This is a genomic window from Micromonospora sp. NPDC049366 (genome assembly GCF_044466625.1).
Taxonomy (GTDB): domain Bacteria; phylum Actinomycetota; class Actinomycetes; order Mycobacteriales; family Micromonosporaceae; genus Micromonospora.
On the sequence record NZ_JBITMV010000001.1, the window covers coordinates 302319 to 326690 of the forward strand.

At 74.5% G+C, this 24372-nt stretch carries 21 protein-coding genes, 2 pseudogenes and 1 riboswitch; of the genes and pseudogenes, 11 read left to right on the top strand and 12 right to left on the bottom strand.

The window, feature by feature from the left end:
• Positions 1-14 precede the first annotated feature (14 nt).
• The 3 genes from ACIBTV_RS01390 to ACIBTV_RS01400 all read right to left on the bottom strand — a co-directional run bounded on the left by ACIBTV_RS01390 (position 15) and on the right by ACIBTV_RS01400 (position 4015).
• Positions 15-266: a hypothetical protein gene (locus ACIBTV_RS01390; RefSeq protein WP_396701200.1), complete on the bottom strand. Its 252-nt coding sequence runs from the start codon at positions 264-266 to the stop codon at positions 15-17.
• A 90-nt stretch (positions 267-356) separates the two neighbouring features.
• Positions 357-1289 carry a GNAT family N-acetyltransferase gene (locus ACIBTV_RS01395; protein ID WP_396701202.1) on the bottom strand — a complete coding sequence of 311 codons (933 nt, stop codon included), beginning with the start codon at positions 1287-1289 and terminating at the stop codon, positions 357-359.
• A 152-nt stretch (positions 1290-1441) separates the two neighbouring features.
• Positions 1442-4015, bottom strand: a complete 2574-nt coding sequence (locus ACIBTV_RS01400; RefSeq protein ID WP_396701204.1) for a S8 family serine peptidase — start codon at positions 4013-4015, stop codon at positions 1442-1444.
• A gap of 64 nt (positions 4016-4079) precedes the next feature.
• Here ACIBTV_RS01400 and ACIBTV_RS01405 point away from each other — a divergent pair, with 64 nt between their 5' ends.
• Both ACIBTV_RS01405 and ACIBTV_RS01410 read left to right on the top strand, forming a co-directional pair.
• Complete coding sequence (locus ACIBTV_RS01405; protein ID WP_396701205.1) at positions 4080-5906, top strand: glycerol-3-phosphate dehydrogenase/oxidase; 1827 nt, start codon at positions 4080-4082, stop codon at positions 5904-5906.
• 105 nt (positions 5907-6011) lie between these two features.
• Positions 6012-6545, top strand: a complete 534-nt coding sequence (locus ACIBTV_RS01410; protein ID WP_396701207.1) for a hypothetical protein — start codon at positions 6012-6014, stop codon at positions 6543-6545.
• Between the two features lie 2 nt (positions 6546-6547).
• Here ACIBTV_RS01410 and ACIBTV_RS01415 read toward each other — a convergent pair whose 3' ends face one another.
• Positions 6548-7948 (bottom strand): FAD-binding oxidoreductase, encoded by a 1401-nt coding sequence (locus ACIBTV_RS01415; RefSeq protein WP_396701209.1) that lies wholly within the window; start codon positions 7946-7948, stop codon positions 6548-6550.
• A gap of 70 nt (positions 7949-8018) precedes the next feature.
• Here ACIBTV_RS01415 and ACIBTV_RS01420 point away from each other — a divergent pair, with 70 nt between their 5' ends.
• Positions 8019-8342 carry a DUF4031 domain-containing protein gene (locus tag ACIBTV_RS01420; RefSeq protein ID WP_396701211.1) on the top strand — a complete coding sequence of 108 codons (324 nt, stop codon included), beginning with the start codon at positions 8019-8021 and terminating at the stop codon, positions 8340-8342.
• Between the two features lie 78 nt (positions 8343-8420).
• Here ACIBTV_RS01420 and ACIBTV_RS01425 read toward each other — a convergent pair whose 3' ends face one another.
• Entirely contained in the window at positions 8421-9065 is a 645-nt protein-coding gene (locus tag ACIBTV_RS01425) for a metal-dependent phosphohydrolase (protein WP_396701213.1), read from the bottom strand.
• Between the two features lie 112 nt (positions 9066-9177).
• Here ACIBTV_RS01425 and ACIBTV_RS01430 point away from each other — a divergent pair, with 112 nt between their 5' ends.
• On the top strand, positions 9178-10413 hold the full coding sequence (locus ACIBTV_RS01430) for an aromatic acid exporter family protein (protein ID WP_396701215.1): 1236 nt from the start codon (positions 9178-9180) through the stop codon (positions 10411-10413).
• 20 nt (positions 10414-10433) lie between these two features.
• Here ACIBTV_RS01430 and ACIBTV_RS01435 read toward each other — a convergent pair whose 3' ends face one another.
• The gene (locus tag ACIBTV_RS01435; protein WP_396701216.1) at positions 10434-11693 is read right to left on the bottom strand and encodes an aminotransferase class V-fold PLP-dependent enzyme; all 1260 of its coding nucleotides are present in this window, start codon (positions 11691-11693) and stop codon (positions 10434-10436) included.
• A 46-nt stretch (positions 11694-11739) separates the two neighbouring features.
• Positions 11740-11862: riboswitch (SAM riboswitch) on the bottom strand.
• A gap of 23 nt (positions 11863-11885) precedes the next feature.
• On the opposite strand from ACIBTV_RS01435, the gene ACIBTV_RS01440 reads away from it, so the two are divergent.
• A complete protein-coding gene (locus tag ACIBTV_RS01440; protein ID WP_396701218.1) occupies positions 11886-13364 on the top strand; it encodes a PrsW family intramembrane metalloprotease in 1479 nt (492 codons plus the stop codon).
• Positions 13365-13465: 101 nt separating this feature from the next.
• On the opposite strand, the gene ACIBTV_RS01445 is transcribed toward ACIBTV_RS01440, so the two are convergent.
• Positions 13466-13633: a hypothetical protein gene (locus tag ACIBTV_RS01445; RefSeq protein WP_172836494.1), complete on the bottom strand. Its 168-nt coding sequence runs from the start codon at positions 13631-13633 to the stop codon at positions 13466-13468.
• A gap of 125 nt (positions 13634-13758) precedes the next feature.
• Positions 13759-14097, bottom strand: a complete 339-nt coding sequence (locus ACIBTV_RS01450) for a co-chaperone GroES (RefSeq protein WP_091594561.1) — start codon at positions 14095-14097, stop codon at positions 13759-13761.
• A 149-nt stretch (positions 14098-14246) separates the two neighbouring features.
• Here ACIBTV_RS01450 and ACIBTV_RS01455 point away from each other — a divergent pair, with 149 nt between their 5' ends.
• On the top strand, positions 14247-15551 hold the full coding sequence (locus tag ACIBTV_RS01455) for an AI-2E family transporter (RefSeq protein WP_396701221.1): 1305 nt from the start codon (positions 14247-14249) through the stop codon (positions 15549-15551).
• Between the two features lie 123 nt (positions 15552-15674).
• On the opposite strand, the pseudogene ACIBTV_RS01460 reads toward ACIBTV_RS01455, so the two are convergent.
• Together ACIBTV_RS01460 and ACIBTV_RS01465 are read right to left on the bottom strand one after the other, a co-directional pair.
• Positions 15675-16370, bottom strand: a pseudogene (locus tag ACIBTV_RS01460) (ATP-dependent DNA helicase); the annotation flags it as partial.
• 141 nt (positions 16371-16511) lie between these two features.
• Positions 16512-17936, bottom strand: a pseudogene (locus ACIBTV_RS01465) (ATP-dependent DNA helicase); the annotation flags it as partial.
• A gap of 66 nt (positions 17937-18002) precedes the next feature.
• On the opposite strand from ACIBTV_RS01465, the gene ACIBTV_RS01470 reads away from it, so the two are divergent.
• Complete coding sequence (locus ACIBTV_RS01470; RefSeq protein WP_396701223.1) at positions 18003-18509, top strand: DUF402 domain-containing protein; 507 nt, start codon at positions 18003-18005, stop codon at positions 18507-18509.
• A gap of 25 nt (positions 18510-18534) precedes the next feature.
• On the opposite strand, the gene sigJ is transcribed toward ACIBTV_RS01470, so the two are convergent.
• Complete coding sequence (gene sigJ / locus ACIBTV_RS01475; protein WP_396701225.1) at positions 18535-19497, bottom strand: RNA polymerase sigma factor SigJ; 963 nt, start codon at positions 19495-19497, stop codon at positions 18535-18537.
• Positions 19498-19633: 136 nt separating this feature from the next.
• Between sigJ and ACIBTV_RS01480 the strand changes: the two genes are divergently transcribed.
• The 3 genes from ACIBTV_RS01480 to ACIBTV_RS01490 all read left to right on the top strand — a co-directional run bounded on the left by ACIBTV_RS01480 (position 19634) and on the right by ACIBTV_RS01490 (position 22357).
• Positions 19634-20590 (top strand): PPK2 family polyphosphate kinase, encoded by a 957-nt coding sequence (locus ACIBTV_RS01480; RefSeq protein WP_396701227.1) that lies wholly within the window; start codon positions 19634-19636, stop codon positions 20588-20590.
• Between the two features lie 128 nt (positions 20591-20718).
• Positions 20719-21345, top strand: coding sequence for a DUF47 domain-containing protein (locus ACIBTV_RS01485; RefSeq protein ID WP_091594573.1), 627 nt, complete (start codon positions 20719-20721; stop codon positions 21343-21345).
• A gap of 4 nt (positions 21346-21349) precedes the next feature.
• A complete protein-coding gene (locus ACIBTV_RS01490; RefSeq protein WP_396701229.1) occupies positions 21350-22357 on the top strand; it encodes an anion permease in 1008 nt (335 codons plus the stop codon).
• A 94-nt stretch (positions 22358-22451) separates the two neighbouring features.
• Here the strand turns inward: ACIBTV_RS01490 and ACIBTV_RS01495 are convergent, their stop codons facing one another.
• Positions 22452-23423 carry a Gfo/Idh/MocA family protein gene (locus ACIBTV_RS01495; RefSeq protein ID WP_396701230.1) on the bottom strand — a complete coding sequence of 324 codons (972 nt, stop codon included), beginning with the start codon at positions 23421-23423 and terminating at the stop codon, positions 22452-22454.
• 71 nt (positions 23424-23494) lie between these two features.
• Here ACIBTV_RS01495 and ACIBTV_RS01500 point away from each other — a divergent pair, with 71 nt between their 5' ends.
• A complete protein-coding gene (locus tag ACIBTV_RS01500; RefSeq protein WP_396701232.1) occupies positions 23495-24328 on the top strand; it encodes an NUDIX hydrolase in 834 nt (277 codons plus the stop codon).
• Positions 24329-24372 lie beyond the last annotated feature (44 nt).

Sequence of the window (24372 nt, forward strand, 5' to 3'; positions counted from 1 at the left end):
TTCGTCGTCACCGGTCAGGTCGGCAGCGGACGCTGGTTGCGCCGTTTATGCACCCGGTCGTACGGGGCGGGGAGCTGGATCGGCGCGTCCACCATCTCGACGGGCTCCTCGGCCGCGTGGTCGCCGGTGTCGGTCATCTCCGCCAGTTGCTCGGCGTCGCCGTAGTCCAGCCGGTCGATGGGCAGGTGGCCGGGCAGATCGCCGGTCGGCGGCGTCCAGGCGACGGGCCCGACGTCCTCGGCGTGTTCGTCGTCCGTGGTGGTCATGGCTGCCTCCTCTACCGAAACGGTAGGGGGCGTCAATGGCCGGTACGGCCGAACGGCGTTATCGGGATCTATGCACCCTTTGCCCGTTAGCTACCGATCCAGCGTCCGCCGGTAGAGGAAGAACACCCGCTCGATGTGAGCGCCCGCGCTGCCCGAATAGAACGGCACCGGCCCCACCCAGCCGATCTGCGCCGACGGGAGACCGGCGTCGTGCTGGTCACGAAGGCAGCGGCGCAGCAGGACACCGCCGATCCCCGAGCCCTCGGCCGCCGGGGCGGTGCCCATCGGCCCGAACCAGCTGGGCCGCGACGACCCGTACGCGGCGAAGCCCAGCACCGCCCCGTCCCGCTCCGCCAGGTGACAGCCGGCTCCGGGCCGGCCGACCGACTCCGTCAGCTCCGCGTCCCAGCTGCCGCCGAACGTGCTCCGGGCGAACTCCGTCAACGCGGGCACGTCGGCCGGCTCCGCCCGGCGTACGGTCACGCCCTGGCCGGCCAACCGCTGCTCCGCGGCCTCCGTCGACCGCAGCGCCGGCGAACCGTCGTACGACAGGTCGGCGGTCATGTTCCAGGCGGTCCGGTCCTGCCGGTAGCCGAGCGCCAGGGCGGCGCAGACCGCCGGGGTGTACCGGACGTCGATGCCCGGCCACGCGTAGTACGGCGGGTTGCCCGCCAACAACACCTCGGTCGCGCCCCGGTCGCCGAGCCGGCGCTCGGCCGCGCGGATCAGCGCCCGCCCGACGCCCCGACGGCGGTGCACCGGCGCCACCGCGACCAGGTCGACGTGCCCGAGACCGGGCTCGGCCGCCGACATCGACCCGATCAGCGCCCCCACCAGTTCGCCCTCCCGGTACGCGCCCAGCGCGACCACGGGTCGCGCGACGGCGGCCCGGGCCCAGAGGGTGTCCACGACGACCGCCGCCTCGGCGGCGTCCTCGGGCAGGTCGAGCGCCTCGGCGCAGAGCCGGGCCACGGCGGGTGCCAGATCGGCGGTGAGGTCGTCGACGGTGATCTCCGCGTCCATGGTCGCCGACCTTAGATCACCGGCACCGGACCGCGTAAGACCCGCCGCCCGCGCCCTCCGGATAGGTCGGAGGCGGCAGCGTCTCCCGACCGCGCGGGGCATCGACCAGGCCGGACGCGGGCGTCCCCGTTCGGGTAGAGCGCCCCGGCCGCTCAGCCGGCCGCCCGGGCCGCGCGTACGGCCGCGTAGGCGTCGATCAGGCCGGCGCCGGTGATGTTGGCGTCCCCGCCGCACGTGTCGGCCGGGTTCCGGGAGCGGTAGGTGGGCTCGGCCGGGGTCGCCGTCTCCCGCAGCAGTTGCCGGGTCCGGGGCAGGTCGCCGATGAGCGCCGGGTTGGCCGACCACATGAGCGCCACCACGCCGGCGACCTGCGGCGTCGCCATGGAGGTGCCGTCGAGGGTGGCGTACCCGCCGCCGGGCATGGCGGAGCGGACCCCGACGCCCGGCGCCAGCACGTCCGGCTTGGCGCCCCCGGCCACCGGGCCCCGTGAGGAGAAGTCGGCCACCCGGCCCTGGTCGTCGACCGCGCCGACGGTCAGCACGTCCGGGTAGGCCGCGGGCGGGTCGTCGATCGAGGCGCACCAGGGGCCGGTGTTGCCGGCCGCGGCGACCACGAAGATCCCGGCCGCGTCGAGCGCGGCGGTGGCCGGCCGCAGTGCTTGCGCGTCGCAGCCCTCGATCCCCGGGCAGCCCCAGGAGTTGGTGAGGACGTCCGGTGCGCGCGCCGGCCGCCCGTCGGTGAACGGGTCACCACCGGTTGGGAACGGTGCCAGCATGAACTGGAGACAGTCGAGGTAGTGCCCCGGGCTGCCAAGGTTGCGGTCCAGGTTGACGCAGCCCACCCACTGGGCGCCCGGAGCCACCCCGATGCCGCCGCTCCCGACCGCGCTGCCCGCCGTGTGGGTGCCGTGCCCGCCCTCGTCGGTGGGTGTGCGGGTGCCGTCCCACGGGTCGTACCAGGAGTCGTCGCCACCGCGGAAACCACCGGCGAGGGCCCGATGCCGACCGTCGACGCCGGAGTCCGAGCTGCCGACCACGACGCCCGTCCCGGTCACCCCGAGCTCGGTCCAGACCCGGTCGGCGCCGATCCGTCGGATGTTCCACTCCGGCCCGGTCGGTGCGGGGTCGGTGCCCCGGGTGATGCCGGCCGGCGCGGGGAGCGGACGCAGGCGTTGGCTGACCAGCACGCGGTCGACCTCGGGTCGACGGGCCAGCCAGGCACGCACCGCCGGTCCGCCGTCCACCTCGATCGCGTTGACCAAGTAGTAGGGCGTCGGGTTCAGGCGCAGCCGGGTCAGGTCCCGGCGCAGGTCGGCCTGGCTTCGGTCGGCGGTCGCGACGAGCCGGCGGTAGACCTCGGCCGTGCGGGCGTTCCGGCCGACCCGCCCCGGCGCGGCGGCCGGCAGCCGGGTCAGGTCGGCCTGTTCGCGCAGCACGACGAAGAGTCGCTCGCCGTGCAGCCCCGGCTGCCCGGGCCCGAGGTCGACCCCGGCGAGCGCGACGAGCAGCACCGCCACGGTGACCGCCGCGGTCCGCCGGCTCGGGGTGCGGGCGCCCGGGCGGGCGAGCAGCACCCCGTACGCGACGGCGAGCAGCAGCGCGACGGCGAGCCCCGCGCCGGCGGCGGCCGCCACCCAGAACGGCACGTCCCGGGTGCCGACCAGCAGCAGGCTGATCTCCTCCGGGTCGGTGAAGGCCAGCGGACCGAACGCCGCGAGCCCGACCAGCCACCGGGTCGCGCCGGCCCCGGTCGACCCCCGGCGGGCCTCGACCGGGAGGGCGGCCGCCGCGGTGCCGGCGGCGGCCGACCGTCGTCGGCGGGCGGTGACCTGGAGGGCGCCGAGCGCGAAGCCGGCCGGCGGCAGCGTGAGCAGAGCGGGCAGTTGGGCGCCGGACTGACCGGCGCCGGCACCGAGCAGCAGCAGCGCGACCCCGGCGACGAGGCCGCCGACCAGCACCAGCCGGGCCGGTCGGGGCGGATCGCCGGCCGTGAAGCGAGACCAGAACCGGGCGTCGAGCAGGGCACCGGCCAGCACGCCGAGCGCGGCGGCGGCCAGTGCGGCGAGGACGGTCTCCAGCAGGCCGCCCAGCGCGCCCAGCCAGGCCCACGGCAGCAGCAGCGCCAGCCCGCCCGCGATCCCGAGCAGGGTGACCGGGTCGGGTCGCCGGCCGACGGGTGTCGCGTCCGAGGAGGGCGCGGCACCGGTCTGCGGCGCAAGCGCCCCGGGCACGGTGCCGGTCTCCGAAGGGAGTGCCCCGGGCACGGTGCCGGCCCCCGGCCGGAGTGCCCGCCGGTCGAGGCGGCTCACCACCAGCGCGGCCACGGCGGCGGTCGCGGCCAGCCCGGCCAGGTACGCCTCGTGGTGCACCGGCGGGACGGCCCGGAGCAGCGCGAAGACGCCGAGCACCACGACGCCGGCCAGCCAGGCGCGACCGGTGGCCCGGACGGCGGCGGAGCGGGGCAGCAGCGCCAGCAGCAGTGCGGGCGTGCCCACCAGCAGCAGGGTGGGCACGCTCAGCAGCGGCCAGAGCCAGCCGATCCGGTCCCGCCCGATGCTGAGCAGCACCTGATCGGTGAGCCAGCCGCCGAGCTGGGTCGCCGTGACGACGAGTACGGTCCAGCAACCCGCGAGCACGGCCGCCACGACCGGCCAGGGGCTGCTCCGCGGCGTCGCCGGGGCGTACGGGAAGGGCTGACCAGCGGGGAACGGGGGGCCCAGCGCCATGCCCAGACAGTACGGGCCGGACGGCACGGTTCGCGGACGTGGTCTTGGCGGTTACCGTGGACGGGTGCGCGACCCCAACGTCTCCCGATCCGTCGCCGGCCGGCTGTCGCCCGAGCGGCGCGCCACCGACCTGCGCAGACTCCGTGCCGAACGCTTCGACGTGCTGGTCATCGGCGGCGGGGTGACCGGTGCGGGCGCGGCCCTGGACGCGGCCTCCCGAGGGCTCAAGGTGGCCCTGGTCGAGGCGCGGGACTTCGCGGCCGGCACCTCCAGCCGCTCCAGCAAGCTGATCCACGGCGGGCTGCGCTACCTGGAGCAGTTGGAATTCCACCTGGTCCACGAGGCGCTCACCGAGCGGGGGTTGCTGGCCACCCGGCTGGCGCCGCACCTCGTCCGGCCGGTGCCGTTCCTGGTGCCGCTCCCCGCCGGTCGGGGCCTGCGTGACCTGCCGGCCCGGATCCTCCGCCGCTCCTACTACGGCACCGGCGTGGCGGCGTACGACGTCTTCGCCGGCATCTTCGGCACCGGGCGGGGCATGCCGCTGCACCGGCACCTGACCCGGGAGGCGACGCGACGGATCTTCCCCAGCCTGCGCGCCGACGCGGTGGCCGGGGCGATCCGCTACTACGACGGGCAGGTCGACGACGCCCGGCTGGTGGTGACCCTGGCCCGCACGGCGGCGAGCCTCGGCGCGACCGTGGTGAGCAGCGCCCGGGCGGTGGGGCTGGTGCGGCAGGCCCGCGAGGTGACCGGCGTCCGGGTCCGCGACCTGGAGGCGCCGGCCGGTTCGCCGGACGCCGAGTTCGAGGTACGCGCCCGCACGGTGATCGCCGCCACGGGCGTGTGGACGGACGACATGTCGCGGATGCTCAACGACGTCGGGCTGCGCCCCGGGCTGCGCGTCCGGGCTTCGAAGGGTGTGCACCTGGTGGTGCCGCGGTCGGCCATCACCGGCGAGACCGGCCTGATCCTGCGTACCGCGACGTCGGTGCTGTTCGTCATCCCGTGGGGCGGTCACTGGATCATCGGCACCACGGACACCGACTGGCGGTTGGACCGGTCCCACCCGGCCGCGTCCGCCCGCGACATCGACTACCTGCTCAAGCAGGTCAACACGGTGCTGGACCGGCCGCTGACGACCGCCGACATCGAGGGCGTGTACGCGGGCCTGCGCCCCCTGCTGGCCGGCGAGGCCGACTCCACCTCGAAGCTCTCCCGCGAGCACGCGGTCATCGAGCCGATGCTCGGGCTGCTGCTGGTGGCCGGCGGCAAGTACACGACGTACCGGGTGATGGCCACCGACGTGGTGGACCGGGCGGCTCGGCGGCTCGGCGGCGTGCGCGCGTCCCGCACCGCCGACCTGCCGCTGCTGGGCGCGGACGGCTACGCCGCGATGTGGCGGGACCGGGCCGACCTGGCTCGGCGGCACGGTGTCCCGGTCGGGGTGGTCGAGCACCTGCTGGAGCGCTACGGCACCCTCACCCTGGACGTGCTCGCCCTGATCGACGCCGACCCGCTGCTCGCGTCGCCGCTGGCCGGCGCACCGGAGTACCTGGCCGCCGAGGTCACGTACGCGGCCCGCGCGGAGGGCGCGCTGCACTTGGAGGACGTGCTCACCCGGCGTACCCGGATCTCGATCGAGACGACCCACCGGGGGCTGGAGTCGGCGGAGCACACGGCCGAGCTGATGGGCGCCGTCCTCGGCTGGGACGCCGCCCGACGGGCCCGCGAGGTCGAGCACTACCGGGCGCGGGTCGAGGCCGAGCGGCAGTCGCAGCGGATGCCGGACGACGTCGCGGCCGACGCGGCCCGGCTCGGGGCCCCGGACGTACGCGGCTACGCCGCCGACCGGGGCGGCGACGGCGACCCGGCGGCGCTGCCGTCGACCTGATCCCGCCGGTGCGTGACGACGCCGCGGAGGCGTGGGGGAAACCGCCATAAGCTACCGAGGTGTAGGGGTACCGTCCGTTACCTACGGTGCTGTAGGTTCCGGCGCGTGGTGCGCCGTTCCCGTTCGCGTCTGATTGTCCCCTTCCTCGGTGCGGTGCTGGTCACCGCCCTGGCGGGGTGCTCGCTGGTACGCGCGGAGTCGGCCGACGACCCGGGGCCCGCACCGAACGGCGCGGCCGCCGGGCTGCCCGCGCCCGAGGTGCCGACCACGGTGAGTGAGGGTCAGGTGGCCCTGCTCCAGAAGCTCGGTGCGGACGGTCCGCTGCGGACGCTGCGGGTCGAGCCGGACGGCACCTGGAAGTGCATCGACTGCGCCGGCGACGGCGTGAACTCGGCCGGCACCCTCAACCCGGAGCAGACGAGCCGCCTCCAGCAGATGCTCGCCGACCCGCGGCTCGCCACCGAGACCGACGAGGCCCGCAAGTACCGGGCGACCTGCATCGACGCCCTGACCTCCAGCCTGCTCACGGCCGTCGGCCTGACCACCTGGCAGGACTGCCCGGGCGAGGAGCGCCCTCCGACGGCCGGGGAGATCCTGCTGCTGCTCACCCAGGCCACCCCGGCCGAGCTCGAAGGCTGACCTCAGAGGACCTTTCCGGGGTTCAGCAGCCCGGTCGGGTCCAGCGCGGCCTTGACGGCCTGGTGGACGCGTACGCCGACCGGCCCGATCTCCTGGGCGAGCCAGTCCCGCTTGAGCAGGCCCACCCCGTGCTCCCCGGTGCAGGTGCCGCCGAGCGCCAGGCCCAGGCGCATGATGTCGTCGAAGGCCCGCCGGCCGCGCTCCACGCTGTCCGGGTCGGCCCGGTCGATCACGATGTTGGGGTGCATGTTGCCGTCACCGGCGTGCCCCACCACACCGATCGGCACGTCGCACTCCACCGCGATCCGGGACACCCCGTCGAGCAGGGCGGCGAGCGCGCCCCGGGGCACCGCCACGTCGTCCAGGATCAGCCCGCCGTTGCCACCCGGGTACGCGTCGGCGGCGAACTTCTCCATCGCCGGGTGGGCCAGGCGGCGCGCCTGCAACAGCGCCGCCGCTTCGACCGCGTCGGTGGCCGCGTACACCTCGTCGGCGCCCTCCGCCGCGCAGACCTCGGCCAGCGCGGCCAGGTCGTCGGCGGCCCGCGTGCCGGTGTCGGCGGCGGCCAGCAGCAGGGCCTGGGCGTCGGTCCGCAACCCCATCGGCTGGTACGCCTCGATGGCCCGCAGGTGGGTCTGGTCGAGCAGTTCGAGCAGGCTGGGGCTGAGCCCGCGGGCGGCGATCTCGGCCACCGCCGTGCCGGCCGCCCCGGTGGACGGGAAGACCGCCACGAGGGTCAGTGACTCGGCCGGCGCGGGACGCAGCGACACGGTCACCTCGGTGATCACCCCGAGGGTGCCCTCGGAGCCGACGAAGAGCCGGGTCAGGTCGTAGCCGGCCACCCCCTTGGCGGTCCGCCGGCCGGTGCGCAGCACCTCACCGGAGGCGAGCACCACCTCCAGGCCGAGCACGTACTCGGTGGTGACGCCGTACTTGACGCAGCACATGCCCCCCGCGTTGGTGGACACGTTGCCGCCGATGGTGGAGGACTCCCAGGAGCCCGGGTCCGGGGGATACCAGAGCCCCTGCTTCGCCACCGCCGCGGCCAGGGTGGCGTTCACCACCCCCGGCTGGACGACCGCGATGCGGCTGACCGGGTCGATCTCCCGGATCTCGTCCATCGCCACGGTGCTCAGCACGACCGCGCCGTCCACCGCGTTCGCCGCGCCGGTCAGGCCGGTCCGGGCGCCCTGCGGCACCACCGGTACGCCGTGCCGGGCCGCCGCCCGCACCACCGCGACGACCTGCTCGGTGGTGCGTGGCCGGGTCACCACCAGCGGGGTTCCGGCGGCGCACAGGTCGGCCTCGTCGCGCTCGTGCATCCGGAGCAGGTCCGGGTCGGTCAGCACGGCGCTCTCGCCGAGGGCGGCACGCAGGTCGTCGAGCAGGGGGGAACCGGCCATGGTGCAGAGGCTAGGTCGCCGGCCGTCGATCCTCAACATGATCGACAAGTGGCGGGCTAGGTTTGTGGTCATGCTCTACCTGGATCGGCCCAGCTGGCCGTCCCGCGGCCGGCTCTGGTCCCATCTGGTCAGCGACGTCTCGTACGCCGAACTGCACGCCTTCGCGGAGGCGCTCGGCGCCCCTCGGCGCGGCTTCGACCGGGACCACTACGACATCCCGGCGGAACGGTTCGCGATGGCCGTCTGGCTGGGTGCGCGCGTGGTGCCCAGCCGCGAGTTGGTGCGGCTGCTCCGCCAGGCCGACCTCCGTCGCCCGAAACACCTGTTCCGCCCCGCGCCACCACCCCTCACCCCGGTTGATCATGTAGTTGTGGTGCCCGGTATGACCAGGTAGATCCCTTTCGTCCCCCGCCACAACTGCATGATCGCCGAGAGCCCGGTCGGTGCGGCGCGGCGCGGGAGCCCGGGCGGCTCAGGGGGCGGTGGTCAGGGTGGTGAGTTCTCTGGTCAGGTTCGCGCGGGCGGCCGATTCCCACCGGCGGGCCAGCGGCGGAAGGTGGAACAGCGCGGGGAGGGCGAGCAGCCCGTCGAGCACCCGTGCCCGGCCGGCGCGGAAGTCCGGCTCCGGCACGTGCGCGTACTCCCGTCGCACCGCCGCCGCGTAACGGTCGTACGCCGGTGGCGGCGCGGCCAGCACGGCGAGGTCGGCGTCGCAGAGCAGACCGCCGTCGGCGTCGCCCGGCGCGACCGCGTGCCCGGCGGTGAGCAGCACCAGCCGGCGGACCTCGGCCACCGCGTCGGCCGGCACCCCGAGCCCACCGAGCAGCCGCCCGGCCAGGTCGGCGCTGTCCCGCTCGTTCGCGTCACCGGCCGCCCGCGGGTCGTAGACGGCGTCATGGCACCAGGCGGCCAGCCGGACCAGGTCCGGGCGGGTAGCCGACCCGGCGTACGCGTCGACCACGTCGAGCACGGCGGTCAGGTGCTCGACCGTGTGGTAGTGCCGGTGCGGCTCCCGCCACCGGCCCAGCATCTGGTGCCCGGCATCGGTCAGCCCGACCACATCGGTGGCACCGGCCGCTCGGGCCGCCGCCCGCCATCGGTCGAGGAGGTCGGTCACCCGAGAAGTGTGCCGCACGCGGCGGAGTGTGGCGTAACCGCAGGATTCAGGCGGCCCGGCGTGGGTAGTACCGGCCATGGCCGAGGCGCGGGGGAGCAGACGACAGTCACTCATGCGGCGGGTCGGCCTGGGCGAGACGCTGACCGACATCGACAGCGCCCGCATCGCGGACGCGATGGAGGAGCTTCGCCACCGGGGCAAGGCGACCTTTCACGACCGGCTGCACCGGGTGCGGATGGCGGGCGGCCTGGCGGTGCAGGCCGGCCTGGCGGCCGCGCTCTCCTATCTGGTGTCGCACCGGCTGCTCGGGAACCCGCAGCCGGTGTTCGCGCCGATCTCGGCGGTCGGCACGCTGGCGGCCTCGGTCGGCCAGCGGTTCCGCCGCACCGTGGAGCTGATCCTCGGGGTGGCGATCGGGGTGGCGATCGGCGACGGGATCATCTACGTGCTGGACACCGGGGCCTGGCAACTGGGCGTGGTGGTGACGGTGGCGATCCTGTCGACGATCTTCGCCGGCGCGAGCGTCGCGATCGTCATCCAGGCGGCGGCCACGGCGGTGCTGATCGTGACCCTGAGCCCGTCCACGCAGAACATCGAGATCCCGCGCTTCGTCGACGCCTTCGTCGGCGGTGGGGTCGCGCTCCTGGTGACCGCGATCCTGCTGCCACTCAACCCGAGGCGGGTGATCAACCGGGCCGCCCGGCCGGCGCTCGACCTGCTCGCCACCCAGCTCGACATGGCCGCCGACGGGCTGCGCCGACGGGACCGGAACGCCACCCAGCGGGCCCTCGACCGGCTCCGCGACAACAAACAGGAACTGGCCACCCTCGGTGAGGCGATCGAGGGGGCCAAGGAGACCGCCATCCTCTCGCCGGCCCGCTGGCACCGCCGAGACGAGCTGACCCACTACGCGGAGGCGGCCGACCCGATCGACCGGGCGATGCGGAACAGCGGCACCCTCATCCGCCGGTCGGTCACCCTGATCGAGGACGAGGAGCCGATCCCGGAGCCGATGCCGGAGGCGATCGACCACCTCGCCGAGTCGGTCCGCCTGATGAAGCACGAGTTCGCCGCCGGCGAGGAGCCGCAGAAGGCCCGCGAGCGGTCACTCCGCGCGGTCAGCGAGGCCGGCCGGGCGTACGCCCAGGGGGTCGGCTTCTCCGGCAGCGTGGTGATCGCCCAGGTGCGTACGACGGCGAGCGATCTCCTGGTCGCCACCGGCATCGAGCAGGAGGAGGCCAACCGGCTCGTCCGGAACTCCTTCGGCGACCAGGAGACGCCGCAGGGCACCGGGCCCGAACCGGACGGGGGCGGGCCGAAGGCGCCCGTCGCCCCTCCCATCGGCTGAGCCCCGCCCCGCCCCGGCCGTCAGTCGAGCGCGGCGAGCGCCGCCACCAGGCGGTCGACGTGCTCCTCGGTGCTGCCCAGACCGATGCTCGCCCGCAGCGCCGTCGGCGGCAGGTCCCGCCGACCACTGCGCGCCGCCGCCTCGCCGAGCAGCCGCCGGGCCAGCGGGTGGGCGCAGAACAGCCCGTCGCGTACGCCGATGGACCGCGCGGCCAGTTCGGCGGCGACGTCAGCGGAGTCCCGCCCGGCGACGACGAACGAGACGATGCCCACCCGGGGCGCCTCCGGCCCGAAGGTGCGCAGCTCGACGACGTGCGGCAGGGCGGCCAGCCCCTCCCGCAGCCGGGCCAGCAGCCGCTGCTCCCGGGCGTGCAGCGCGTCCCGGTCGGCGCCGGCGAGGGCGTCGCAGACGGCGGCCAACGCCACTGCGCCGAGCAGGTTGGGGGTGCCTCCCTCGTGCCGGGCCGGCCCGACGTTCCAGGTGACGTCGTGGGTGGCCGCGCCGACCCGGACGGTGGCACCGCCCCCGGCCAGGTACGGCGGCGCCGCGTCCAGCCAGTCGGCCCGCCCGATCAGCACTCCGGCGCCGAACGGGGCGTAGAGCTTGTGCCCCGACACGGCCAGATAGTCGACGTCCAGCGCGAGCAGGTCGACCGGGGCGTGCGGGGCGAGCTGCGCGGCGTCGACGGCGATCCGGGCGCGGTGCCGGTGCGCCACCCGGGCCAGGTCGGCCACCGGCCACAGCTCACCCGTGACGTTGCTCGCCCCGGTGACCGCGACCAGCACGGGCAGCCCCGGGTTCGCGGCGCGGCGCAGCTCGCCGAGCGCCGCGTCGAGGGCGCGCACCGCCTCACCCGGGTCGGCCGGCACCGGCAGCCGGACCGAGCCGCGCGGCCAGGGCAGCAGGTTGGCGTGGTGCTCGCCGGCGAACGTGACCACGGTGGTGCCGGCGGGCAGGGCGCGGCCGAGCAGGTTGAGCGCGTCCGTCGTGTTCCGGGTGAAGATCACGTGGTCGTCGGTGCGGGCGCCGAAGAAGTCGCCGATCGTCTGCCGGGCCCGCTCGTAGGCGAGCGTGCAGCGGCGGGAGAGCGCCCCCGCACCGCGGTGGACGCTCGCGTACCACGGCAGCAGCGCGGTGACCGCGTCGGCGGCGACCCGCGCGCACGGCGCGGTGGCGGCGTAGTCGAGGTTGATCTCACCTGGCACGCCGAGCACGTCGAGCGATCCGGCGAGGGCCGGGTCGGACACGACGACAGGGGCGGGGACGAGGGTGACGGTCATGCCGGAACCTCCCGGAGGCCGGGACCCCGGGCGCACATGGGGACGGGGTCCGCGCTTGCCCGGCTCGCGGATCGGGGCCGGGCCCGGTCATCACCCGGGGCACCCCACCGCGAACCTCGACGAGGGTTGCCGGCCAGCAAGCCGGGGCTTGACGCTGGCGCTCGTGACCTGTGCTGAGCATAGCGGCCACCGATGCGACCGGAACAGGGAGCCGGCGGCCACTACGCTGACCGCATGGCCGACCCCACGCCCGGCGGAGCCCCGCCGTCGCCGACCGTGCCCTCGGGCCCACCCGCGCCCGGTGGCACGCCCCGGATGCCGCTGCGCCGGCTGAGCTGGCGGCGATTCCTGGTGCTCGCGGCCGTGGTGCTCCTCATCGCCGCCTGCGCGGTGTTCATGGTCTACACGCTGGGCGAGAGCCTCGGCCTGGAGGCGCTGCTCATCGGCGTCGTCGCCGCGGTCCTGCCGGTGCCGGTGCTGGTCGCCTGCTTCCTGTGGCTCGACCGCTACGAGCCGGAGCCGCTGAAGTACCTGATCTTCTGCTTCGCCTGGGGCGCGTTCGTGTCGACGGCGGCGTCGCTGACCGTCAACGAGTTCGCCGCCCGCCAGTTCGCCCACTTCGGCCTGCCGGCGGCGTTGACGGGCGTGCTGGCGGCGCCGTTCATCGAGGAGTTGACCAAGGCGCTCGGGCCGATCCTGCTGCTCGTCTTCCGGCGGCGGGAGTGGTCGGGCATCACCGACGGGCTGGTCTACTGCGGGCTGTCCGCGGTCGGCTTCGCGATGGTGGAGAACATCCTCTACCTGGGCGGATACGGCTTCGCGTCCGGTGCCGAGCGGTTCGGCCCGGCGACCGGCGCCCAGCAGGTCATCGCCATCTTCATCGTCCGGATCCTGCTGTTCGGGTTCGCCCACCCGCTCTTCACCTCGATGACCGGCGTGGGGCTGGGCATCGCCGCGCGTACGGCCGACCGGCGGGTCCGGGTGCTCGCCCCGATCGCCGGCCTGCTGCTGGCGATGATGCTGCACGGCACCTGGAACCTCCTGCCGACGCTCACCCAGGCCACCGGCCAGCCGCTGATCATGCTGTACGGCTTTCTCGGTGTGATGGTCCCGGTCTTCTTCGGCACCGTCGGGCTGGCCATCTGGCTGCGCGCCTGGGAGGGGCGGCTCACCGAGCGCCGGTTGCCGGACTACGTGCGGGCCGGCTGGCTGAGCCCGCCCGAGGTGGCGGCGCTCAGCAGCTTGGGCCGCCGGCACGCCGCCCGGGTCTGGGCGCGGCGGGTGGCCGGCGACGCCGGGGTGAAGGCGATGCGCGGCTACCAGTTCGCCGCGACCCGGCTGGCGCTGCTGCGGGACGGCTCGCTACGCGGGCTGGACACCCGGGCCACGGACCGGGACCGGACCGCCCGGGAGGAGCGGGAACTGCTGGACGCGCTCGTCGCGTACCGGTCGTTCTTCTCCGGGCGCGACCCGCAGGCGCCGACGGGGGTGTGGGACGGGAACCGCTACCACCTGCGCTTCCCGGACGGCTCCCAGCGGCCGGTCGACGCGCCGGACGAGCCGGTGGTGCCGATTCCGGTGCTGCTGCCCGCCCCGCCGCCTCCGCCGCCGGTCGGTCACCCCGGCCCGGGCTGGTACGGCCCGCCGCCCGGCTGGCCGGCGCGCTCCTGACGGCCCGTCGCACTCCTGATGGCCCATCGTGCGCCTGGGGCCCGTCGCGTTGCTGGCGGTGCGGCGGGCTCGACCGAGGCGTCGCCGAGCGCGCGGCGGGCTCAGGTCATCACACCGGTCAGGAAGTCTCCGAGGCCCTGGAAGATCGCCACCAGGCCCGCCCCGATCGCTTTGAAGGCCGCCGCCGCGCCGTCCGGTCGGAACGCCATGAAGTAGATCAGGAACGCGATGAAGCCCCAGAACAACAGCTTCCTAATCCACTCGGGCATCGTCCCTCCCCAGGGCCGGTGGTGCGGCTGGCTTCCCGGCGGGGAGCGGCGCAAACGACGTCCGGGACGGCGGAGGCGGGAAAAGCCGCCGACGGTGCCCCGGGACGCGGTCTAGCGGAAGCGGTTCAGAGGTAGAGGCCGGTGGAGTCGTTCTCGACCCGCTCGGCGGCGACGGCGTGCACGTCCCGCTCCCGCAGCAGCACGTAGCCCCGGCCGTGCAGCTCGACCTCCGAGCGGTCGTCGGGGTCGAAGAGCACCCGGTCGCCGGAGACGATGGAGCGGACGTTCGGACCCACCCCGACGGCGGTCGCCCAGGCCAACCGCTTACCCACGGCGGCGGTGGCCGGGATGACGATGCCGGCGGTGGAGCGGCGCTCGCCCTCGCTGCCCTCCATGCGGACCAGCACCCGGTCGTGCAGCAGGCGGATCGGCAGGCCGGAGTCGAGAGTCTTGTCGGCGGTCACGCCGCAGACGCTACCGTGCGCGTCCGGCCCGGCCCGTGGTTGGGGCGGTGGTGAGCGGGGCACTGTGTGGCGAAACTGTCCTACGGTGGTGCGGGTCGGCGTATGCTGTCCGACCTGTCGCCGTGGGCGGACGGTCGTCTTGCCAGGAGGTGCGCTTGAGCCGCTTCGAGCGGGTACGTGGCCGGCTGCGCCGCGCGTACGAGTCGGGACGGGAGACGGTGCGGTCCGGGCGCGACAGGGTCGACGAGGCACCCGCGCGGGCCGAGCTGGCCACGCCGGAGTCGCCGGGCCCGGTGGCGCCCCCGACGGCGACGGTGGTCGGCGCCCCGCCGCCCGCCGCCATGCACGCCTCGACCTCCAGCCGTGACGACGCCGATGTGCCGCACGCGCTGCGCATCGCCGCCGCCTGGTCCTGGCGCCTGATCGTGATCGGCGCGGTGGCCTGGGCGCTGCTCAAGATCGTCGGCACGATCCGCATCGTGATCATCCCGCTGGCCGTCGCGCTGCTGCTCTCGGCGCTGCTGGCCCCCGCCGTCGGGTGGCTGCTGCGCGCCCGCTTCCCCCGCTCGTTGGCGACGGGGGTGGTGCTGGTCGGCGGTCTCGCCGCGGTGGTCGGCACGCTGACCCTGGTCGTGAACGAGTTCATCCAGGGGGTGCCGGAGCTGAGCGACAAGTCCTCGCAGGGCGTCCGGCAGATCCAGAACTGGCTCAAGACCGGGCCGCTGCACCTGTCCGACAGTCAGCTCACGCAGTACATCGACGAGGCGCAGCGCTGGGTCGACGACAACACCGGCCGGTTCACCAGCGCCGCCACCACCACCGCGGCGACGCTCGCGGAGGTGCTCACCGGCACCATCCTGGTGCTCTTCGCGACGTTCTTCTTCCTGCGGGACGGCAACCGGATCTGGCGGTTCCTGGTCCGGCTGCTGCCGGTCGCCGCGCGGTGGAAGGTCGACGACGCGGGGCGGGCGTCCTGGGCGACCCTCGGGGCGTACGTCCGGGCGACCGTCCTGGTCGCCTTCATCGACGCGGTCGGCATCGGCATCTTCCTGGTCATCTTCGACATCCCGTTCGCCTTTCCGCTGGCCGCGCTGGTCTTCCTGGGCGCGTTCATCCCGATCGTGGGCGCGGCCCTCTCCGGCGGCGTCGCCGTGCTCGTGGCGCTGGTGGACAGCGGCCCCGTCACCGCGCTGATCATCCTGGGCGCGGTGATCGGCGTGCAGCAGCTGGAGGGCCACGTGCTCCAGCCGCTGATCATGGGACGAGCGGTGGCCATCCACCCGCTCGCGGTGATCATCGGGATCGCGGCCGGAGTCGTGCTCGCCGGGATCACCGGCGCGCTCGTCGCCGTACCACTGATCGCGGTGCTCAACACGGCCGTGCGCCGACTCGCCGCCCGGACCGTCCCGGACACCCCACCGGACGCCGTGGTCGTGGCCTCCCAGGCCCCCTGACCCGGCCTCGCCCGCCCCGGCGCGCCGGTGGGCGCAAGTTCCCGGAAAGAGTGGTCATCCCAGGTGCGGGAGGCCACTCTTTCCGCGATGTAGTGGCCTCAGCCGCCCGGCGCGCGGGTGCCGTCAGGCCTTTGCCAGGCGTTGCAGGGCGCCGCGGGCGACCTCGGGGCGGGTCGTGTACCAGAACGGGGGCAGCGAGCGGCGCAGGAACGGTCCGTAGCCGCGCGCCGTCTCCAGCCGGGAGTCGAGCACCGCGACGACGCCACGGTCGCCGGTCGCGCGGATCAGCCGCCCCACGCCCTGCGCGAGCCGGATGGCCGCGATGGGCACGCTCACCGCGGCGAAGCCCGAGCCGCCGCCGGCGTCCACCGCGGCGGCCCGCGCCGCGGCCAGCGGCTCGTCCGGGCGGGGGAAGGGCAGCCGGTCGATCACCACGAGCTGGCAGGAGTCGCCGGGGACGTCGACGCCCTGCCAGAGCGACATCACCCCGAACAGGCAGCTGGCACGCTCCTCGCGGAACCGGCGGACCAGCAGCGGAAGGGCCTCCTCGCCCTGCAGCAGCACCGGCAGGTCGGTCCGCGCGCGGAGCAGCTCCGCCGCCTGCTGGGCGGCCCGTCGGGAGGAGAAGAGCCCGAGCGTACGACCACCGAGCGCCTCGACCAGCCCGAGCAGCTCCTCGCCGGCCGCGTCGGGGAGACCGGAGACGCTGGGCCGGGGCAGGTGCGCGGCGACGTAGAGGATGCCCTGCCGCGCGTAGTCGAACGGGGAACCCACGTCCAACGACCGCCAGCCCGGCCCGCTGGTGGCCGGCACGCCCGCCGTGCCACCGCCGGCACCTCGGCCCGCGCCGCCCGGCCGATCCGCACCGCCGCTGTCTCCGGGCGACGTCCCGTTGGGGGAGCCGGTGCGGGAGGTCGAGGCGGCCAGCGCGGCGGCGGCCGGCGACGGCGGGGCCGGGGGAGGAGCGTCCAGCCCGAGGGCGCGGGCCACCGTGTCGAACCGGCCGCCCAGCGTGAGGGTGGCCGAGGTGGCCACGACGGTGCGTTCGTCGTAGAGGTGGGTGGCGAGGGTGCCGGCGACCGAGAGCGGGGCGACCACCAGCGCGCGGCGGCTGCCGTTGTCGGGCTTCTCCACCCAGGCCACATCGTGTTCGTTCTCCTCCAGCAACCGCTGCGCGGTCGCGGAGAGCTCGTCGAGGACGGCCTTGGCCTGCTGCTTGCGGACGGGATCGGGGTCGTCGCCCTTGACGTCGCCGATCGCGTCGAGGGCGGCGCGGGTGGCGGCGTCGAGCAGGGTGCACGCCTCCCGCAGCGGCCCGGGCAGCCCGGCGGTGAGGCGACCGGCCGGCACCTCGGCGAGACCCACGGTGAGGGCGTCGCCGGCAGCCATGAGCGCCTCGGCGGTCTCCGGGCGCAGCAGTGGCCGGGCCCGGCGGGTGGACCGGTCGATCAGCTCCGGCACCAGCTCGGCCTGGGCGGCCGAGGAGACCCGGTCGGCGAGCTCGTGTGCCTCGTCGACGATGAGCAGCTTGTGCGGCGGCACGATCTGCCGCCCGGCCAGCATGTCGACCGCGAGCAGGCTGTGGTTGGTGACCACGATGTCCGCCTCACGGGCCCGGGCGCGGGACGCCTCGGCGAAGCATTCGGCGCCGAACGGGCAGCGGGCCGCGCCGACGCACTCCCGGGCCGGCATCGAGACCAGCCGCCACGCCTGGTCGTCGACGCCCGGGTCGAGCTCGTCGCGGTCGCCGGTCTCGGTCTCCGACGCCCAGTCGCGCAGCCGCTGCACCTGCTTGCCCAGCCGGCCCGCCTCACCGAGCCACTTCCCGGCCGCCGGCCGGGCGGCGGGGGCGTCGAAGAGGGTGTCCTCCGGCTCCTCCTCGGTCGAGTTGTCGAGCCGGGCCAGGCACAGGTAGTGGTGCCGTCCCTTGAGGACGGCGAAGGTGGGCCGGCGACCGAGCACCGGCTCGACGGCGTCGGCCAGCCGCGGCAGGTCGTGGTCGACGAGCTGGGACTGGAGGGCCAGGGTGGCGGTGGAGACCACCACCGGGCCGTCGACGGTGAGCGCCGGCGCGAGGTAGGCCAGGGACTTGCCGGTGCCCGTGCCGGCCTGGACGAGCAGGTGCTCGCGCGCCTCGACGCACTCCTCGATGGCCGTCGCCATCTGCTGCTGCCCGGGGCGGGCGGCGCCACCGGGCACCGCGCCGACCGCGGCCGCGAGCAGCTCGGCACCGCTCGGCCGGGCGCCGCCACCACGCCGCCCACGGGCCGACGGGAGGCGGGAACCGGTGGCGGTGCGGGACGGAGTCACCGTGCGACGGTACCCGCCTTCGCCGACACCGGATGCGCCGCTGTGCCGCGTGGCGCGGTCGGCGCGGGACGGAATTCCGACCTGCCCGCCCGGTTACGGGGGCGCTACGTCGAGTGGGCGGTATCGGTTAGGGTGCGATTCATGCCGAGCGACGTGGTCCGTGTGATCTACCGCAAGTACGACGGCAGCGCCCACCGCGACTACCCGGCCCGCCGGCTCGCCGAGGACGACCTGGGCATCTGGCTCGGCGTGACCGCGGGCACCAAGTCCGTCTACCACGGCCGTCCCTCGGTGGAGCAGATCCCCTTCGTCATCCTCGTCCCCCATCACGCGTGGTGGACCGGCATGTTCAACCCGCCGCCGCGCACCAGCGAGGTCTACTGCGACATCGCGAGCCCGGCGCGCTGGGAGTCCGACGACACGGTGCACCTGTTCGACCTCGACCTGGACGTGGTGCGTCGGCGGACCACCGGTCTGGTGGAGCTGCGCGACGAGGACGAGTTCGCCGAGCACCGGGTGCGGTTCGGCTATCCGCAGGAGCTGGTCGTCGAGGCGGAGGCGGCCGCTCGCTGGCTGTTCGACGCGCTCGGCGACGGCACCGAGCCCTTTGCCACCTCCTACCGCAAGTGGCTCGCGTTGGTGGTCTGAGCCGCCCGCCGACCGGCCGGGGCCCTCACCAGCGGGGCGGCCACGAGTCCGCCGGGCCCAGCGGCGGCAGGTCGCGAACCTTCTCCGGGTTGAGCTGGTTGAAGATGCCGGTGATCCGGCCCTCGTGCACCGCGAACGCGATGACCAGCCGGATCGTCCGGCCGTCCGTGTGCGGTGTCTGCAACTGGAGCCCGAGCACGCCGTCCACCAGCACCGGGCGGGCCAGGACCCGCTGCTGGTAGCGGCCGGCGCGACCGAACAGCCCGAGGATGAAGCGACCGGCCGGGTCGGCGCCGACGACGGGCCGCCGGGCCGCGGGGAAGTATCCGCCACTGTCCCCGAGGACGACCACGTCCGGGGCGAGCAGCCGGAGCAGCTGGTCCAGGTCGCCGGACTCGGTGGCGTCGACGAACGCCGCCACCACCCGCCGCTGCTCGGCCGGGTCGGCGGTGTGCCGGGGCAGGTCCGGTGCGTTGACCGCCCGGCGGGCCCGGGAGGCGAGCTGCCGGGCCGCGGCGTCGGTGGTGCCCAGCACCTCGGCGACCCGGGCGAACGGCACGGCGAAGACGTCGTGCAGGACGAAGGCGACGCGCTGTTCGGGCGCGAGCCGCTCCAGCACGACCAGCAGGGCGGTGCCGAGCTGGTCGGTGCGGACGGCCCGCTCGGCCGGATCCGGAGCGTAGCCGTCGGACCCGCCGTTCCCCAGGGGCGTCACGATGGGCTCCGGCAGCCACTGGCCGACGTACGCCTCCCGGCGCACCCGGGCGGAGCGCAGCACGTCGAGGCAGATCCGGGCACAGGTGGTGGTGAGCCAGGCACGCAGGTCGCGGATCTCGGCGCGGGCGTCCGGGGCGGCGAGGGCGTGCGCGTAGCGCAGCCAGGTCTCCTGGACGGCGTCCTCGGCTTCGCTGCGGCTGCCGAGCATGCGGTGGGCCACCGCCAGGAGTCGACCCCGCTCGGCCTCGAACTCGGTCGCCAGATCCCCCACCCCGTGCTCCTCCCGGTCGCGCCCCATCCTCCCGCCCCTGGGACGGTCCCGCCGCCCCGATCCTGACAGGAGGCGGACGAGAGGTGGGTCGAGGGCTCGGCGGGCGGATCAGCGGTGGGTGGGTGATGATCCGGGGATGAGCACACCTCGGGAGACGCGGTTCGTGCCGCCGATCGGTGGGCCGATGCGGGAGCTGCTGCGGGTGGCGGCGCCGGTCGACCTCGGCGCGATCGACCCGCGTTCGACGCCCGGCCTGCCGGAGGTCGCGGCGGGCGAGCATCGGAAGGGCTGGGCCCGCGAGCAGGTCGCGCTGCTGGGGGCGGGGCTGGGCCGCCAGCAGGAGATGCTGTACGCGACCGCCAAGGCGGCGCAGGAGCGACCGGCGTCGGCGGGCCGCCCCGCCGGCAGTGTGTTGCTCGTGCTCCAGGCCATGGACTGCGGCGGCAAGGACGGCACGATCAAGCGGGTGGCCGGGGCCATGAACCCCCTCGGCCTGCACATCCGCTCGTTCGGCCCGCCGACTCCCGAGGAGTTGCGGCACGACTTCCTGTGGCGGGTACGCCGGGCGTTGCCGCCGCCGGGCTACGCGGGGATCTTCAACCGTTCGCACTACGAGGACGTGCTGGTGGCCCGGGTCGCGTCCCTGGTGCCGGAGCCCGTCTGGCAGGCCCGGTACGACGAGATCAACGACTTCGAGCGGGAGTTGACCGGCGCGGGCGTGACCCTGGTGAAGGTGCTGCTGCACATCTCGTACGCGGAGCAGGGCGCGCGCCTGCTCGAACGGCTCGACGACCCGCGCAAGCACTGGAAGTACAACCCGTCGGACATCGACGCGCGGGCCCGCTGGGATGACTACCAGGCCGCGTACGCGGAGGCGCTGAGCCGGTGCACGACGGACGCGGCGCCGTGGTTCGTGGTGCCGGCGGACCGCAAGTGGTATCGGGACTGGGCGGTGGCGCACCTGGTGAGAGAGACGTTCGACACTCTCGCGCTCGGGTATCCGGCCGCGAACTTCGACCTCGGGCGGGAGCGTGAGCGCCTGCGGGCTGGGGAGGCGGTGGCGGGAGGGGCGGGCGAGATGAACAGTAGGTGAACGAGCAGTGAATGCGGCCTGGCCAGGGGTGGGCCGGCGATTGCCGCTCTTCGCCGCCTCCTAGCATTCCCAGGGCGGGCGCCCCGGGGCGGCCGCCACCCTTCCACCGACACGACGAGGTCCGTGCTGTGAAGTTTTCCTTCCGCCCCACCGAGGGGGCCTTCTACGAGCTCTTCACCAGGGCCGCGCAGAACCTGGTCCGGGGCACCGAGCTGCTCAACGAACTGGCTCTGCCGGGCGTCGAGGTGCAGTCCGTGAGCGAGCGGCTCACCGAGGTGGAGCACGACAGCGACCAGATCACCCACGAGCTCTTCAAGAAGATCAACTCTACCTTCATCACACCCTTCGACCGGGAGGACATCTACCGGCTCGGGTCGCTGCTGGACGACGTGATGGACCACCTGGAGGCGGTCGGCAACCTCCTCTACCTCTACGGGCTGACCAAGCTGCCGTCGCTGCCGCGTGAGATGCACGAGCTGGTCAACGTCCTCGACCAGCAGGCGAAGCTGACCGCCGAGGCGATGCCCCGGCTGAAGTCGATGAAGGACCTCGAGGACTACTGGATCGAGTGCAACCGGCTGGAGAACGAGGGCGACCAGGCGTACCGGATGCTGCTGGTCCGGCTCTTCTCCGGCGAGTACGACGCCCTGACCGTGCTGAAGATGAAGGAGGTGGCCGACGAGCTGGAGGCCGCCTGCGACGCGTTCGAGCACGTGGCCAACACCGTCGAGACCATCGCGGTCAAGGAGTCCTGATCCTGTGACACCCGAACTCATCGCCGTGCTGGCGGTGATCCTGGTGGCCCTGGCGTTCGACTACACCAACGGCTTTCACGACGCCGCAAACGCGATCGCGACCAGCGTCTCCACCCGGGCGCTGACCCCCCGGATCGCCCTGTTGCTGGCTGCCGTCGGCAACTTCGTCGGTGCCCACTTCGGCGCCGGCGTGGCGAAGACGGTCGGCGACGGCCTGGTCACGCTCCCCACGGGCGTGGCCAGCCTCGGGGTGGTCTTCGCCGGGGTGCTCGGCGCCATCGCCTGGAACCTGATCACCTGGTACTTCGGCCTGCCCTCGTCGTCGTCCCACGCGCTGTTCGGCGGCCTCGTCGGCGCGACCCTGCTCGCGGCCGGCGGCGTCGTGCAGTGGACGAACATCCTCGAGAAGGTCATCCTCCCCATGGTGATCTCGCCGATCGTCGGCCTCACCCTGGGCTACCTGGTGATGCTCGCGATCCTGTGGCTGTTCCGGAAGGGCCAGCCGGGCAAGCTCAACCGGGGCTTCCGCTGGGCGCAGACCGCCTCGGCGGCCGCCATGTCCGTCGGCCACGGCATGCAGGACGCCGCCAAGACCATGGGCATCGTGGTCCTCGCGCTCTACACCGGTGGCTTCCAGGAGAGCAAGACCCACATTCCGGGTTGGGTGTTCTGGACCTCGGCGACCATGCTGGCCCTCGGCACGTACGCCGGTGGCTGGCGCATCATCCGCACCCTCGGCCGAAAGATCATCGACCTGGGGCCGCCGGAGGGCTTCGCCGCCGAGACGGTCGCCAGCGCGGTGCTCTACTTCAACGCCCTGGTGCTGAAGGCGCCGATCTCGACCACCCACACGATCACCTCGGCGATCATGGGCGTGGGCGCGACCAAGCGGCTCTCCGCGGTGCGCTGGAACGTCGCCGGCAACATCGTCGTCGCCTGGATCATCACGTTCCCGGCGGCGGCGCTGATCGCCTGCCTCACCTACCTGGTGGTCCGCCCGCTGTTCGGCTGAGGCCGCGACCTCGGCCGAGCCCCTGACCTCGGCTGGGCCACTGACCCGCGACAGGGCCCCCGGCGCCGCCGGGGGCCCTGTCGTATGCGGGGGTTCAGACGCTGTAGTCGACGCCGATCTGGGCGCGGATCGCGTCGAGCAGAGCCATCACTTCGAGCGTGGTGGCGTGCGGCACCAGAGGGCTCTCGGTGAGCCCCGCCGCCAGGCAGCGCTGCGCCTCGATCGCCTCGTACTGGTAGCCGCCACCGGTCAGGTCGGCGGCGATCGTCTCCGGCTCGGCCCCGGCGCGGTGCAGGGTCAGCGACGGCGGCCGGAAGAACGGCGTCGGCAGCTCGATCCGGCCCGTGGTGCCGGTGACCGAGGCGACCAGCGGGGTGGCGCCCACCATGCCGCAGCTGAGGGTGGCGACCGCCCCGGAGTCGTACCCGAGGACGAACCCGGTGTTCTCGTCCACCCCCTCGGGGGTCAGCGTCGCCCACGACCGGATGTGCTGCGGCACCCCGAGGATCAGGTGCGCCAGGCTGAGCGGGTAGACACCCAGGTCGAGCAGGGCGCCCCCACCCAGCACCCGGGCCCGCATCCGGTGCTCCGGCGGGAACGGCCCGGCCACCCCGAAGTCGGCCTGCACGCTCGTCACCGTGCCGATCGCGCCGTCGGCGATCAGCTCGACCATCCGGAGGATCAGCGGGTTCGTCCGCATCCACATGGCCTCCATGAGGAACACCCCCGCGGCGCGGGCGGTGTCGACCAGCTCGCGGCTGGTGGCCAGGTCGAGCGTGAACGGCTTCTCCAGCAGCACCGCCCGCCCCGCCCGCAGGCAGGTCAGGGCGGCCTCGTGGTGCGCGGCGTGCGGCGTCGCCACGTACACCACGTCCACCTCGGGGTCCGCGGCCAGTTCGGCCCACGAGCCGTACGCGCGTTGCGCGCAGTGCCGGTCGGCGAACAGCTTCGCGCTCTCCGGCGTGCGAGAGCCGACCGCGAACAGTTCGGCGCCCGGCACGTGGCGCAGGTCTTCGGCGAACCGGGCCGCGATGTGGCCGGTGGCCAGGATGCCCCAACGAGTCATGCGGGCAACGCTAGCGAAGGTCGCCGGACGGCCGTCCTGCTGGTCCGCCCCTCGGGAACTAGGCTCGCGTCATGACGATCGACCGCGGCGGCTTCGCCGCGCCACCCGCCCTGGTCGAGCACGCCCGGCGGTTCCGGGCCGAGGGCGGCGTGCCGGCCGTCCCGCGGGTCGCTGCCACCGTCCTGCTGCTCCGCCCGGCCGGCACCGGCTTCGAGGTCTACCTGATCCGCCGGGTCGCCGGGATGACCTTCGGCGGGATGTACGCCTTCCCCGGCGGCGGCGTGGACCGGTCCGACTCCCAGGCGCACCTGGGCTGGGCGGGGCCGGCTCCGGCCACCTGGGGTGAGCGGCTGGGGCTCGCGCCGGACGCCGCCCAGGCGGTCGTCTGCGCCGCCGGCCGCGAGATCTTCGAGGAGGCGGGGGTGCTGCTCGCCGGCCCGGACGCCACGAGCGTGCTCGGCGACGTCAGCGGGGACGACTGGGAGACCGCCCGGGTCGCGTTGGAGCAGCACCGGGGCGGCTTCGCCGACCTGCTCGCCGAGCGCGGCCTCACCCTCCGCTCCGACCTGCTGCTGCCGTGGAGCCGGTGGATCACCCCGGAGTTCGAGCCGCGCCGCTTCGACACGTACTTCTTCGTGGCCCTGCTGCCCGAGGGGCAGCGGACCCGGAACGTCACCGGGGAGGCCGACCACGCGCTGTGGATCGCGCCGGCCGAGGCGCGCGCCCGGGCCGAGGCGGGCGAGCTGACCATGCTGCCGCCGACCCTGGTCACGCTCGGACAGGTGGCGGCCGCCGGCGATCTGGCCGGGGTGGTACGCGCGGCGGCCACCCGGGACGCCGCGACCCCGGTGACCCCGCGGCTGGACCTGTCGCCCGACGGCGAGCCCCGGTTCCGGCTCGCCTGAGCCACCCGTCGGGGCGGCGACCGGCCCCGAAAAAACGGGAGTGG

What these genes read in the sequence shown, in the direction of transcription:
- ACIBTV_RS01390 (WP_396701200.1), bottom strand. Translation starts at nt 266, where the DNA reads ATGACCACCACGGACGACGAACACGCCGAGGACGTCGGGCCCGTCGCC.
- ACIBTV_RS01395 (WP_396701202.1), bottom strand. Translation starts at nt 1,289, where the DNA reads ATGGACGCGGAGATCACCGTCGACGACCTCACCGCCGATCTGGCACCC.
- ACIBTV_RS01400 (WP_396701204.1), bottom strand. Translation starts at nt 4,015, where the DNA reads ATGGCGCTGGGCCCCCCGTTCCCCGCTGGTCAGCCCTTCCCGTACGCC.
- ACIBTV_RS01415 (WP_396701209.1), bottom strand. Translation starts at nt 7,948, where the DNA reads ATGGCCGGTTCCCCCCTGCTCGACGACCTGCGTGCCGCCCTCGGCGAG.
- ACIBTV_RS01420 (WP_396701211.1), top strand. Translation starts at nt 8,019, where the DNA reads ATGCTCTACCTGGATCGGCCCAGCTGGCCGTCCCGCGGCCGGCTCTGG.
- ACIBTV_RS01430 (WP_396701215.1), top strand. Translation starts at nt 9,178, where the DNA reads ATGCGGCGGGTCGGCCTGGGCGAGACGCTGACCGACATCGACAGCGCC.
- ACIBTV_RS01435 (WP_396701216.1), bottom strand. Translation starts at nt 11,693, where the DNA reads ATGACCGTCACCCTCGTCCCCGCCCCTGTCGTCGTGTCCGACCCGGCC.
- ACIBTV_RS01440 (WP_396701218.1), top strand. Translation starts at nt 11,886, where the DNA reads ATGCGACCGGAACAGGGAGCCGGCGGCCACTACGCTGACCGCATGGCC.
- ACIBTV_RS01445 (WP_172836494.1), bottom strand. Translation starts at nt 13,633, where the DNA reads ATGCCCGAGTGGATTAGGAAGCTGTTGTTCTGGGGCTTCATCGCGTTC.
- ACIBTV_RS01470 (WP_396701223.1), top strand. Translation starts at nt 18,003, where the DNA reads ATGCCGAGCGACGTGGTCCGTGTGATCTACCGCAAGTACGACGGCAGC.
- ACIBTV_RS01480 (WP_396701227.1), top strand. Translation starts at nt 19,634, where the DNA reads ATGAGCACACCTCGGGAGACGCGGTTCGTGCCGCCGATCGGTGGGCCG.
- ACIBTV_RS01495 (WP_396701230.1), bottom strand. Translation starts at nt 23,423, where the DNA reads ATGACTCGTTGGGGCATCCTGGCCACCGGCCACATCGCGGCCCGGTTC.
- ACIBTV_RS01500 (WP_396701232.1), top strand. Translation starts at nt 23,495, where the DNA reads ATGACGATCGACCGCGGCGGCTTCGCCGCGCCACCCGCCCTGGTCGAG.